Annotated in this window: 8 protein-coding genes; 7 read left to right on the forward strand and 1 reads right to left on the reverse strand. The window is 43.5% G+C overall.

Features of this window, described 5'->3' with window-relative positions; all coding sequences use genetic code 11:
- Positions 1-25: 25 nt before the first annotated feature.
- The 7 genes from M2419_RS09100 (at position 26) to M2419_RS09130 (ending at position 11,820) form a co-directional block, all read left to right on the forward strand.
- Complete coding sequence (locus tag M2419_RS09100; RefSeq protein WP_259254836.1) at positions 26-3,133, forward strand: SusC/RagA family TonB-linked outer membrane protein; 3,108 nt, start codon at positions 26-28, stop codon at positions 3,131-3,133.
- A gap of 103 nt (positions 3,134-3,236) precedes the next feature.
- The gene (locus M2419_RS09105) at positions 3,237-4,964 is read left to right on the forward strand and encodes a RagB/SusD family nutrient uptake outer membrane protein (RefSeq protein ID WP_259254837.1); all 1,728 of its coding nucleotides are present in this window, start codon (positions 3,237-3,239) and stop codon (positions 4,962-4,964) included.
- 70 nt (positions 4,965-5,034) lie between these two features.
- A complete protein-coding gene (locus M2419_RS09110; protein ID WP_259254838.1) occupies positions 5,035-8,079 on the forward strand; it encodes a TonB-dependent receptor in 3,045 nt (1,014 codons plus the stop codon).
- Between the two features lie 323 nt (positions 8,080-8,402).
- Entirely contained in the window at positions 8,403-9,212 is an 810-nt protein-coding gene (locus M2419_RS09115) for a sensor histidine kinase (RefSeq protein WP_259254839.1), read from the forward strand.
- Complete coding sequence (locus M2419_RS09120; protein WP_259254840.1) at positions 9,209-9,898, forward strand: LytTR family DNA-binding domain-containing protein; 690 nt, start codon at positions 9,209-9,211, stop codon at positions 9,896-9,898. Before M2419_RS09115 ends, M2419_RS09120 begins: the two co-directional genes overlap by 4 nt.
- Positions 9,899-10,053: 155 nt before the next feature.
- Positions 10,054-10,878, forward strand: a complete 825-nt coding sequence (locus tag M2419_RS09125; RefSeq protein WP_259254841.1) for an SDR family NAD(P)-dependent oxidoreductase — start codon at positions 10,054-10,056, stop codon at positions 10,876-10,878.
- Positions 10,879-10,929: 51 nt separating this feature from the next.
- Positions 10,930-11,820, forward strand: coding sequence for an AraC family transcriptional regulator (locus tag M2419_RS09130; protein WP_259254842.1), 891 nt, complete (start codon positions 10,930-10,932; stop codon positions 11,818-11,820).
- A 111-nt stretch (positions 11,821-11,931) separates the two neighbouring features.
- Here M2419_RS09130 and M2419_RS09135 read toward each other — a convergent pair whose 3' ends face one another.
- Positions 11,932-14,190 carry an excinuclease ABC subunit UvrA gene (locus M2419_RS09135; protein WP_259254843.1) on the reverse strand — a complete coding sequence of 753 codons (2,259 nt, stop codon included), beginning with the start codon at positions 14,188-14,190 and terminating at the stop codon, positions 11,932-11,934.
- Between the last annotated feature and the right edge of the window lie 33 nt (positions 14,191-14,223).

Consider the following 14,223-nt stretch of genomic DNA (forward strand, 5'->3'; position numbering starts at 1 on the left):
TGCTAACCTAATAAACGAATGACAAATGTTTAACCATTATATAAAATTAAGTGTTGTCGGTGTATTGTTGGTGATTGCCGATAAACAGACCGCGCAGGCCAGCTGGTATCCACGGCTCCGCGAGACAGCCTCAGGGAATGAGGAGCGGGCGATAGGGAAATTTCCGAAAATTGTGGATGAATATGGTAAGCCGATTTCAGGTGCTAAGGTCTATGACGCCGGGCGGCAGCTTGTCGGTGAGACTGATGAAAATGGAGATTTTTCCCCGTCAGGCCATCTTACGCATGAAGTCTTATGGGTGGAATATCCGGGATATTATAGAAAGAGGATAAAGGGAGGTGCCGAAAAACTGGTGTCTTTGGTGCCGGCCGTACTTCAAAGTGCAGACTCCTTGCGTATAGGCTATGAAAAAAAGAAAAGTTCGGAGCTCCTTGGATCCGTTTCGGTAGTCTATAACAGTCAGATCAAAGATGTACCGACATCCTTGTATTTGAATGCGCTTACAGGCCGGTTGCCGGGGCTGTTTACGCAGGAAGTCAGCGGATTTCGTTCACCGAGCATGACCGCAATTACCGCTAATGATCTGGCGGGATCTCTTCCCTCGGATGCCGTGAAATACCGTTCCAGCATCGGTGATAATACTGAAATCGGCTTCAACTTAAGGGGACAAAGTCCGGTGACTATGATCGACGGTGTACAGCGGGATATCTATTCCATTGATCCCGAAAACATCGAATCGGTGACCGTGGTCAAAGATGCACTTTCCAGCATTTTATTGGGACAACGGAGTTCCAGAGGGATATTGCAGGTAACGACGAAAAAAGGACAGGCAGGACCACCAAGGATCAGCTTTACAGCACAAACAGGAATTCAGCAATCGCTTAAAATGCCACAGCCGTTGAACGCCTATCAGTATGCCTATCTCTACAACGAAGCACTTCTCAATGCAGGGCGGCAACCTGTGTATAGTTCGGACGATTTTAAAGCCTTTAGGGATGGAACCAATCCACTGTTTTTCCCGGATGTCAACTGGTACGATGCCGTCGTAAGGGACAATAACCCGACCACCAAATATAACCTTGGTGTGAAGGGTGGAATCAAAAATGCACGGTATGCCCTTTCGCTAAATTACCTGAACCAATATGGTTTATTTAAATCGGATGATAAGTTTGACTATGAGACCAACGTACAGAATAAACGTTATCTCATCAATAGTGCCATTGATGTGGATGTAACTGATGACTTAACAATTGGACTACAGTTTTTTGGAAAGATACAGGATGGCAGACAGCCGGGGGCAAAAACAGGAACGATCTTATCGACCTTGTACAATACACCGAATAACGCGTATCCAATTTTTAATCCCGACCAATCTTATGGTGGTTCCTCCGTGTACCGGAGCAATTTGTACCAGCTTGCGACGGGATCAGGTTATCTGTTGGACAATACGAGGGACCTGCTGGCTAATCTGGATTTTAATTACAAGCTTGACAAATTTGTTCCCGGACTGTACGCAAAGGGTAAGCTAAATGTTTCATCAACTTCGTCGAGCCTCATTGACCGCAATCGCCAACAGCCGGTGTATGACTTAAGCTATAACGAGCAAAAAGAGCTCGTGTATGTACGGTATGGAACGATAGCTGACCAGCCTAATTCATTTGCGACCACATCGACAGCAAACTTTTTCTATTTCCAGGGGGCACTGGGGTATGATAGACAACTGAGTGGGAAACATCGTGTCGGCGCCAAACTGTTTATGGACAGGCAAACGGCCAATTATCAGTTTGACTTACCTGCGATCTACAGCAACTTTGCGGCGACAGCAAACTATGTCTATCAGGATAAGTACTTTGCTGAAGTAGCCTTAAATTATTCAGGATTCAATCGTTTTATGCCGGGAAACCAATATGGCCTGTTTTATGCTTTTGGGTTGGGCTGGGATATGATGCAGGAAGACTTTCTGAAGGAAAAAGCGGGTTGGCTTTCTCAACTGAAATGGCGCGCTACATTTGGACGGACGGGAAATACCAACGAAGCCGCCCTAGGTTATTACAGCTGGCGAGCTTCTTATGGACAGGACGGAGCGAACGGCTATGATTTCGGCTCAGAATACGCTTACACCAATAGCTTGATTGAAAAAGGGCTTGCCAACATTGAAGGAACCTGGGAAAAGGGAAATAAATTTAACATCGGTTTGGATGCTGCCTTTTGGCATTCAAGACTGAAATTGACAGCCGACTATTTTAGAGATACTTATTTTGACTTATTGCAACAGCGCGGATCGACCATTGACTTGATCGGTATTGGGTATCCGAATGAAAATATTGGTAAAAACCGTTATGAGGGGCAGGAAATCACTTTGACCTATCAAAATAATTTCGGTGAGTTTAACTATTTCATTACCGCCAATGCCTCACGGATGAAGACCCAAGTGCTGTATATGAACGAGGTCTTTCAGCAATATAATTGGAACAGGCGCACGGGGATGCCCATAGGCCAGACATTTGGCTACCGTGCGGATGGGCTAATCCAAACGCAGGAAGAAGCCGATAATGCACCTTTGTTATCGGGAAATAAGGTGTATCCTGGTGATGTAAAACTGGTGGACCTGAATGGAGACGGTATTATCAACCAGTACGATCAAACGGCCATTGGCAATACAAAACCACTCGTATATTTTGGCACTACCTTAGGATTCAATGTCGCAGGCTTTGATTTTAGTGTATTGCTTCAGGGGGTATTAAACCGTAGTTACCAACAAACGGATTATTCCTTTGGGAATACTGGCGACGGACAGGGATTTGATTATATGCTGGGACGTTGGACACCGGAGACCGGTACTGCTGCAACTTATCCAAGGCTGACGCTGGGACCCGATCCGACCAATACACAAAATATTTCGAGCTACTGGACCCGTTCCGGCGAATATCTTCGGGTAAGGAATCTGGATGTCGGCTATACATTGCCCTTCAATTGGACAAAGCGCGCAAAGCTATCTTCGGTACGCGTCTTTGCAAACGCACAGAACCTGTTCACTTTTACCCCCTATGGCCGCTTGGATCCAGAAATCTCATCAGGTACAGCCTATCCAGCACAGCGGATCATAAGCTTTGGTGTAAACGTGAAATTATAAAACTTAGAAATCGACAATGATGAAATATTCCTATTCAAACCACATACATACTGAGGAGCACAAAGTATCATGCAGATCGTCCGAAATAAAACCTATATCTAAAATGAACCTCGGCTTCCGCATGGCCTTTAAATTACCAATCATTCGTATGAAATATGATCAGTTAAAATGGTTGCTTGTAGTCGGAGTTTCGATCGGGATCTTCTCCTGTAAAAGCGACCTAGAGGAAGAGCCTATTGAGCTGCAAACACTGGACCAGGTGTTTGACCGACGGGATTCGGCCGGTGTAAATGCAAACCGGTTTCTGACCGATTGCTACCGTTATCTGCCTAGCCTAGGGAATCGGGTCGGTGGAGATTTTCTGGACGCAGCCACGGATGATGCCGTTTCCTCCAATCCGACCAACACATCGGTACAGCAGTTGGCAACAGGTTCTTATACTTCGGATAATTATCAGGACAACATGTGGGCATCTTGGTATCAGGGGATTCGAAAGACAAGCATTTTTATTCAAAATATCGATCGTGTACCGGTAAAGGGACAACTCGAAAATGGTACGCCCATGCCGCGGGTATGGAAAGCAGAAGCAAAATTTATGCGTGCCTTATTTTATTTTGAATTGGTCAAACGTTATGGCGGAGTGCCGCTGATGGGTGATAAGGTATACCAGCTGAACGATGATATTGAGTTGCCGCGGGCAAGTTTCGAAGAATGTGTCAACTATATCGTAGGAGAATGTGATGCAATAAAAGATAGCCTACGCATCGATCCATTCAATCTTACATTTTATGGAAGGCCGACCAAGGCGGCTGCCATGGCATTAAAATCCCGGGTGCTCCTGTATGCTGCCAGTCCATTGTTCAACGGTGGAAATAGCAATGGGCAGAATGATCTCTCTGGGTATACCGCATTTTCAGCTGTGCGGTGGCAGTTGGCGGAGAATGCGGCCAAAGATCTGATGGACCTCAATCTCTTTAAGCTTGAACCACTGTTTAAAGATGTCTTTATCACACGCAACAATGAACGGATCTTTGCGAAACAAGGTGGCAATAACACCAGCTTTGAAAACAACAATGGTCCCGTGGGCTATGCCAACGGGGTAAACAATGGCCGAACTAGTCCCACCCAGGAACTTGTAGACGCCTTTGGAATGAGCAACGGGCTGGAAATCACAGACGAAAATTCTGGCTATGATCCAAATGATCCTTATGCTGGACGGGACAGCCGCTTCTACGCAACTGTTTTTTATAATGAGGCACCTTGGTTAAACCGGGCTGTACAAACCTTTGAGGGAGGATCCGATAAACCGGGCGGATCTAAACAGCAAACAAAAACGGGCTATTACCTCCGTAAATTTATGGGGAATTTTGAATCCCTGGCAAATTATAGTAATGTAAACCATGACTTTATTCTATTCCGTTATGCTGAAATATTGTTGAATTATGCTGAGGCACGAAATGAACGTCTGGACAGACCTGATGTCAATGTTTATCGTGCTGTTGAACAAATACGACAACGAGCAGGACTAAATCCACATCAGCTTCCTGAAGCATTGTCCAAAGCAGAAATGCGGAAGCTGATCCACCTCGAACGGAGAAAAGAACTGGCTTTTGAAGAGCATCGCTTTTATGATGTCCGACGATGGAAAATAGCGGAAGAGGAATTTAACAAGGAGCTTCATGCCACCGTCATTTATCAAACGGGAACCGGGGTGATCAGGCAAACAGTTCCTATTCTGAAAATGACATTTGAAGCAAAAATGTATCTGGCTCCAATTCCATTCTCGGAAGTGATCAAAAACCCAAAAATGGTACAAAATCCAGGCTGGTAATTAGTCTATTTACGCAAACCGAAGCGGGCAGTGTGAATGGCTTTAATCATGAATAAATAAATATAAACGGATGAAAAATAGCATATATCTGTTAACAATAATGGTTTTGACGCCATTTATACTATTGGCGCAATCCATGGTGAATGGTATTGTCAAAAATAGTTCGGGTCCCTTGGTGGGTGTGTCAGTGCAGGAGAAAGGCGGTGGAGCCACACAAACAGATCAAAATGGACGATTTAAATTGGCCTTACGTGGTACTAAGGTTTTGGTATTTACAAGTATAGGATATAATACCCAGCAACGTGATGTAAAGCAGGGGGAAAATATCGAAGTGATTATGCAATCCAGCAGCCAGGATATTGATGAGGTGGTGGTGGTGGGGTTTGGTACGACCAAAAAACTTACAAGTACAGGTGCAGTCAGTTCAATAAAAGGGGCGGATATCCGTCAGGTGCCAACTTCGAGCGTACAGAATGCATTGGCTGGAAGATTACCGGGATTTGTTTCGGTACAGCGCTCCGGACAACCCGGTAAAGATGCTTCGGATTTTTATATCCGCGGTGTCAGTTCATTGAATCCAGAAGGAAACCAGCCCCTGATTATTGTTGATGATATAGAATATACATATGAACAACTTTCGCAGATCAATGTCAATGAAATCGAAAGTATTTCGATCTTAAAGGATGCATCGACGACGGCTGTTTTCGGTATCAAGGGGGCAAATGGTGTATTAGTTGTCAAAACGCGGCGGGGTGAATCGGGACGGCCAAAGATCAATGCGCGGGTCGAGTCAGGTATGCAGAGCCCAGTCACAAAATTGAAGTTTTTGAATGCCTATGAAAGTGCGCTCTTATGGAATGAAGCGATAGCAAATACGCTGGGCGACAATTCCAACCAACCTTTTAGTGAAGCAGATTTAGCACATTTCCGTTCCGGGGATGATCCTTATGGCCATCCGGATATCAATTGGTATGACCGGATCTTTAAACCGTCGAGCCAACAGTACAATACAAATATTGATATCACTGGTGGCGGCGAAAGTATTAAATATTTTGTATCAGGTGGGGCTTTCTCCCAAAATGGAAACCTTTACAATTTTGAGAATGAAGGTGACAAGGTCAACAATAACTATTATTATCGTCGTTTTAACTTGCGATCGAATCTAGATGTACAAGCAACGAAGACGCTCAAATTACGATTGGATTTCCGGGCGAACTTCAATCGTATTAATTCACCGAGGGCGGGAAATGTCGTTGGTGAGGTGTTCAATTTTAATAAGATAAGACCATGGTCGGCACCTTTTATCAACCCAGATGGTTCGTTCGCCTATGCCAGTGATACGCAGGAGTTGCTACCGACGATCAATGCACGCCTGGCAGCTTCGGGATATAGCTTGGATCGACGTAACGATATCAATATTTTATTTGGCGGTACTCAAGAACTGAATGCTTGGTTGAAGGGGCTTTCATTTTCTACCCGTGTAGCCTATGCCAGCGTGGAGTCGAATGGTCGAGAGCAGGCCCGCGATGAGATACCTGTGTATCGTTATGACCCCAGTTCGAACGGTTACCAGCTGAAAGGTGGGGCACCTTATGTGCTGGGCAATTATACCTTGCGGGCCTACCAGGGGGATTACAACAGTCGGGTGAATGTACAGGCCAATTTCAATTATGCGCGAACTTTTGGGGATCATGGGGTGACAGCACTCCTGCTGTATAATCGGGAATCCTATAAAACAAAGGGGGATAAGAAAACCAACTGGATTCCACAGAATTTTGAGGGCTATACCTTTCGCGCAGGTTACAACTTTAAAGAGAAGTTCTTATTGGATGCAACAGCAGCATACAATGGCTCGGATCGTTTTCAGGCGGCACAGCGTTATGGCCTTTTTCCGGCGGTGTCGGCAGGATATAATCTAGCAAAGGAATCGTTTTTCAAAGATGCATTTAACTTTGTAGAGTTATTCAAATTGCGGGCTTCCTATGGAATCGTGGGTTCTGACAAGGTCGCCGGTGACCGTTATCTGTACCAGCAGGTATACAACGAGGGTGGAAGCTATTCTTTTGGTGAAACCCATCAGCCTTCACTTATTATCACGGAAGGAAATCTGGGAAATAATAATGTCACTTGGGAAAAACAAAAGTCATTTGATGTAGGGCTTGATGTCAATCTATGGAGAAACAAATTTTCCATGACCTTTGACTATTTTAATAACCTGCGGTACGATCAGCTCGTCACTTCACAGTCACTTTTCCAGCACATCGGTGTAGGGGTCTCACCATCAAATATTGCGAAGGTACGGAACAGGGGCGTGGAGTTGGAACTGAATGTAAACAACAATATCGGTGCATTTAATTATAATATTAAAGGTGTATTGACGTATTTCAAAAATAAGATTTTGTTTCAGGATGAACCGGCACCAGCTTATCCTTGGTTGCGGCTGACAGGGCAGCAGATCAATCAACCATTGGGTTATCTGTACGATGGTTTTTATACCGAAGAAAATATCGGTGCAAGCCCAAAACCATCGGGAGGGTATGAGGTGCAGCCCGGCGATCTGCGGTATAAGGACCTCAATAACGATGGCGTGATTGATGACTATGATCGGACGGTGATCGGTAAACCCAATATACCGAATACCAGCTTTGGACTTACCTTGGGGGGAAGTTACAAAGGATTTAGTTTCAATGTGCTGCTACAGGGAACTACCGGGTACAGTTTTAGCGTTCAGGGAAGCGGTATTGAGCCCTTCCAGAGCCAGTTTCAACCGATCCATCAAGAGCGATGGACTGCGGAAACGGCCTCTACAGCTAAATTTCCACGCTTAACCACTAATCCGACAACGATTAATAGCCCGTCAACCTATATGTCTGATTTCTGGCTTATTGATGCGACCTATTTACGTTTGAAGACAATTGAACTGGGGTATCAATTACCCAATAAATGGCTCCCATTTAGGATTAACAATGCACGTTTATATCTGAGCGGGTATAATCTGCTGACCTGGACGAATTATTCCTTGTATCAGCAGGATCCTGAGGTGACGTCCAACAGTGCGGGCGATGCGTATCAGAATCAACGTGTCGTAAATCTAGGAATACAGATCGGACTTTAATCAGCCAATGATCAGTTTTAAATAGTACAATTACAGGTTTAATTAATAAGCAGGATCAAAATTATTTGGCCCTGCTTATTATTTTGAAGAAATTTGGACGATCCGTATCACTCGCTCAGTTGTCACTTTATAAAAATTCAGCTTTACAGCAGATAGCCTCCCTGACGAAATGTTCGATATGTGGGGCAAACATGTATAGCGGGTACATAAAGTACTTTCATCATGTATTTTCATACGTTTAAAACCTGTTATAAACTGTTTGTCAACTTATTTTTACCGACAGATTTTAATGATTTACTTTTGTGATTATGATCTTAAAAAGAATGAACAAAAGGACGAATATGCTTACAGCGGGTGCTGTGGTTTTAGCAATAACACCAATCATAGTCATATTCTTTATGGTATTAGCATCGAAAAAAGAATCTGTGGTGCTTTTTGAAAATTTCAGTTCGAAAATCAGTATTCCAATTATTGGTTTTTACAGCTTGCTCTGTTTGGCTGTGATTTCTTTAGGAATTTATTGGTTGATCAAACAGATTGTGTCCATCATTAAATTAAAAAATGAAAAAATGAAAGCGGAATTGATGCTGCTGAAAAGCCAGGTTAGTCCACATTTCTTTTTCAATACACTCAACAATCTGTATGGTCTGGTGGTAAAGGATGCGCAAAAAGCACAGGAATTGATATTAAAACTGTCCGATATGATGCGTTACAGCATCTACGAAGGCGAAAAGGAAAAAGTACAGATTCAGGAAGAAATTGAATTTTTGGAAAACTATATCGAACTCCACAAAATGCGTTACCATAAACTGATAAACGTTGATTTTCACTATAATATTGATGAAAATCGAACAGTTACGCCCTTGCTGTTTATCATACTTTTAGAAAACGCTTTTAAACACGGCGTGGAAAATTTGATAGAGAATGCTTATATAAAAATGAATTTAATAACTTCACAAAAAGAAATCTGCTTCGTCATTGAAAACAGTTTTGAAAAAAGGGATAGAGAATCGGGAATTGGCTTAAAAAATCTGAAAAGGAGATTGGAATTAATTTATCCGGATCAACACGAATTAACTTTTTCAGTGAATGAAAATATTTATAAGGTAACACTAGTGCTCAAACAATTATGATCAGTTATTTAATCATCGACGATGAACATATTGCCCACGATATCATTAAAGGATATTGCGATTTGATACCAAATATGCGTTTGATGAAAAACTGTTATGATGCGTTGGAAGCCTTGGAATTCTTACACAAAAATGAAGTGGATTTAATCTTTCTGGATTTGAATATGCCTGTTTTAAAAGGTTTCGAATTTTTGAAAACCTTGCAAAACCCACCAAAAGTAATCGTAACAACAGCGTATCAGGAATTTGCGCTCGAAGGATACGAGCATAATATTTCGGATTATCTGTTAAAGCCATTTGGTTTTGAACGGTTTTTAAAAGCTGTAAATAAATCGATGAGTTCAGTTGTTCAAAAGGCTCCCGCTGAAAAAAATGACGTTCCAAATCGAATCTTTGTTCAAAGCAATAAAAAGCACATTCAACTGGAAACAGAAAATATTTTATATATTGAAGCAACGGGCAACTATACCAAAATAATAACCCCAACGGGGCCTATTACCATTCGTGAAAAATTCTCTGCTTTCTTGGAACAACTACCTAAAAATGATTTTGTACAGGTCCATAAATCATTTGCAGTTGCTGCAAAGCAGATTAATAGTGTGGAAGGCAACATGATTTTTATCTCAAATTATCAGGTCCCCATTGGCAAAATTTATAAAATGAATATGCTAAAATTGTTAAGGTAGTTTCTCTATTTCCCTTCTTCTCAAAAAACATTCTTCTTGGCTTCATAAAAACGGTAGAACCATTGATCTCCGTAAATCTGTGCTATTCTTCAGCTCAAATGAGTTAGTCTCCCCGTACCAATAGCGGTAATTTTGGATAAACAAAAAGAATAACGATGAGCAAAATAGTTTTTATAACAGGAGCTTCCAAAGGATTTGGAAAATTATGGGCTGAGGCCTTACTTAAAAGAGGGGACAAAGTTGCTGCCTCGGCAAGAAATATCACTGCTTTGGCAGAGCTGAAAGCTGCTTATGGCGACAATCTCTTAGCCGTAGAACTGGATGTGAACAGCCGCGAAAACGTTTTTTCCGTTGTCAACAAGATCAAAGACCATTTTGGCCGCATCGATGTGCTGATCAACAATGCCGGATTTGGTTTATTTGGTACCACAGAAGAAACTTCCGAACAGCAGGCGCGTGATCAGATGGAAACGAATTTTTTCGGATCATTGTGGGTGGCTCAGGCCGTATTGCCGATTATGAGGGCACAGAAGAGTGGCCATATTATTCAGGTATCCAGTTTTCTTGGCCTGACCACGATTCCTTTACTGGGTTTATATAATGCGTCAAAATTTGCAGTAGAAGGGCTCATCGAAACAATCGGTTCGGAAACGGCGCACCTGGGCATCAAAACGACTTTGATTGAGCCCAACGGTTTTGCAACAGACTGGGCTGGAGCATCTGCGGTTCAGACTTCTTCGGATATTACAGATTACGAGCCCGTGCGTGCAGCCTTTGCGGCAACTGGTGATAACCCCGATACCTGGGGCAAACCCGAAGCTACGGTAGCACCTGTGTTAAACATCATCGATAGTGAAAATCCGCCTAAACGCATTTTGTTCGGTAAAATTGCCTATCAGGTCATTAATGATGTTTATACGAAAAGGCTTGAAGATATCCAAGGCTGGAAAGAGGTCAGCATAGCCGCGCATGGGCATTAAAAAACGCCCAATCCGCTAGAATATTTTTTAACTTTGATAAAATGAAAACCGATGCAACATTATAGAACCCTTACAGAACTACATCTGGGCAATCGTTGGGAAGCGCCACAGCATCCGCTCTTCAGCATGGTCGGCTGCCTTTCGGAATGTAAGCTGGGGGATAGGGAATTTACCGCCGACTGTTATGTAATCGCATTCAAGAAAATCAAATCCGGCAATTTGATGTACGGGCGTACGCGCTACGATCACAATAACGGTTGTCTCTTCTTCGCGAAACCCCGACAGATCATCGAGATGAAAAACCTGGAGTTCGAAGAAAAGGGCTATATGTTGATGATCCACGAAGACTACCTGCATGGTCATGAACTGTTCAAGGAAATTGAAAAATACAGTTTTTTCGATTATGAAGTAAACGAGGCGCTGCATCTTTCCCCGAAAGAGGAGCAGCTAATTTTAGAGCTCTACGCAAAAATCCAGGACGAATACGATACTAATCCGGACGAATACAGCCGCGAAATTATGCTGAGCCATGTTTCCTCCATCCTGAAATATGCGCAGCGCTATTACAAAAGACAGTTTATCGATCGGGCGCAGGTCATCGGCAAAACAGCATCTAAGTTTAACGATCAGCTTCGGAATTATGTAAATCAGGGCCTGCTAGCAAAAAGTGGCCTGCCCAATGTGGCCTTTCTGGCCGACCAGCTCTTTGTGTCGCCACGCTACCTCAGTGACCTGCTCAAGCAGGAAACGGGCAAAACGGCCATGGAGCTGATCCATATTTTTATGATTTCAGAAGCGAAGAACTTACTACGCTTAGGGGAGAAAGGTGTTGCTGAAATTGCTTATGAACTTGGCTTTGAAAACCCATCGTATTTTACCCGGCTTTTCAAAAAGCAGACGGGAATGAAACCGCTGGAATTCAGAAAGTCTCAGCTGAACTGAGAGATTCCAATGTTGCAGCTTAAATTCCCAGGAAAATCATGCATTTTCCTGGGAATTTTTCTTTACTCCAATCCTACAGGCGGGACCTTACGGCTTCTTTTACGTATAAAATCACTTTTCGGAATGGATATGTTGCCGTAAACAGGCTGCCGTTAGCGAGACAGTATCTTTGAGCAAATCGGCAACGGTACCTGTAAACACCACATTTCCGCCATACTTGCCCGCTCCGGGCCCAATATCGATAATCCAGTCCGCTTGGGCGATAACATCGAGGTTATGCTCGATAACGATTAACGTATTGTGGTTGTCCACCAGGTTATTGATAAAGTTTAATAGCTTTTCGGTATCGTTTGGATGTAAGCCTGTGCTTGGTTCATCGAGGACGATAATCTTGTTGGAGTTCTTGAGTTCTTTGGTCAGTTTGAGCCGTTGTCTTTCGCCACCCGAAAAACTGTCTGACCGTTGCCCTAAGGTAAGATAGCCCAGGCCAAGTTGGAGTAACATATCAAACGACTGACGGTATAGTTTGTCCGGGAAAAAATCATAGGCTTCTTCGACAGTCATATCCATCACCGCAACAATATTTTTATCATGGTAATGATATGTTAAGACCGCAGGCTTAAAACCAGATCCGCCGCAGACCTCGCAGGTCTGTTCAATATCATCCATAAAGGCCAGATCAATTTTTTCGATACCGATACCTTTGCAGTTTTCACAGGCACCGAGGCTATTTCGGCTAAAAAGTTTATCGGATACCTGATTTGCTCTTGAAAACAGGGTGCGTATTGCATCAGATAAGCCCAGGTAGGTCAGCAGATTGGAGCGTGCACCTGTTGAAAATAACGACTGGTCGATAATGGTGGCTTCGGGATAAAATTTGGGCAGCACTTTGTTGATCAGTGTGCTCTTACCGGAGCCCGCCACGCCGGTAACCACGGTCATCACCTTTTGGGGAATGCTCACCTGGATGTCTTTCAGATTATGCAGACTGGCATGTCTGATTTCGAGGTATTCTTTTGCTGACCGCGGATTACGATTAATTTCGGGCACTTTAGCAAAGTACAGGCCTGTTTTTCCTGTTGATGTTTTTAGTCCAGCGACAGTGCCTTCATAGACAATCTCGCCACCGTTCTTTCCCGATCCGGGGCCCATATCGATTACCCGATCGGCGATGCGGATCAAATCGGGGTCGTGCTCAACAAGTAAAACGGTATTACCTTTATCACGCAGCTGCTTAATAATTGCAGCGATATTTTGTAAATCCATTGGATGAAGTCCGATGCTCGGCTCGTCAAAAATATAGAGTAAATCCGTCAGGCTGCTCCCCAAGTTTCGCACCATTTTGATGCGCTGACTTTCCCCGCCCGACAGCGCGTCTGTTCTTCTATCCAAGGTCAAATACTGTAAGCCGATGTTGACGATATGTTGAAGCTTATGTTTCAGTTCGGTGAGAATGACATCAAAAGTGCTGGAATGTAAAGAAGCAACAAATTCCAGCAGCTCATCGATCGAAAGGGCCGTACAGTCGGCAATGTTTTTGCCCGCTATTTTACAGGACAGAATCGTATCATTCAACCGTTTTCCCTTGCATACGGGACAAGTTTTGGTAACGATAATGGTATTTAAAGCCTCTTTTCGGCTTAGAATTTCTTTTGACTGCTTCTTGAGGAAGGCTTTTTCAATACGGGGGATGATGCCCTCATATTGGACCGTTTTTCCCCATTCCGGATCAGGCTGTTTGGGTTTGTGTTCGGCTGCATACAAAAGGAGCTCCCATTCCTGCGGCGTATAATGGTTCAGTTTTTTATTGTTGTCAAAATAGCCTGATTGGGTGTAGCGTGTCAGGCGCCAGCCACCCGGTTGAAAGGTCGGAAATCGGATAGCCCCTTCGTTCAACGATTTTTGCTTGTCAATAAGGCTATCTACATCAATGGTCTGCACAATACCCAGCCCTTCACATGCCTTGCACATGCCCGTTGGATTATTGAATGAAAAAGCGCTTGAATAGCCTACAAAGGGTGTCCCCATGCGCGAGAAAAGCAAGCGCAGGGAAGCATATATGTCGGTAGCCGTTCCTACGGTCGAGCGTGCGTTACCGCCCAATCTTTTTTGATTGATAATAATAGGGACATTCAGGTTGTCGATTTTGTCCACATCCGGAACGCCGATGTGTTGCAGCCGGTTTCGGATAAAACTGCCCTGTGTTTCGCTGAACTGCCTTTGGGCTTCAGCACCTATGGTTTCAAAGACCAAAGACGACTTGCCCGATCCGGAGACACCTGTAAAAACAGTAATCTTTTTCTTGGCGATCTGGAGAGAAATATTCTTGAGATTATTTTGCCGGGCATGTATGATGTGAATATGTTTCATAATCATTAACTTTGGTAATTATTAACTAAGTTA

Origin of the sequence: Sphingobacterium sp. BIGb0116 (genome assembly GCF_024808035.1) — a bacterium.
Lineage (GTDB): Bacteria > Bacteroidota > Bacteroidia > Sphingobacteriales > Sphingobacteriaceae > Sphingobacterium > Sphingobacterium paramultivorum.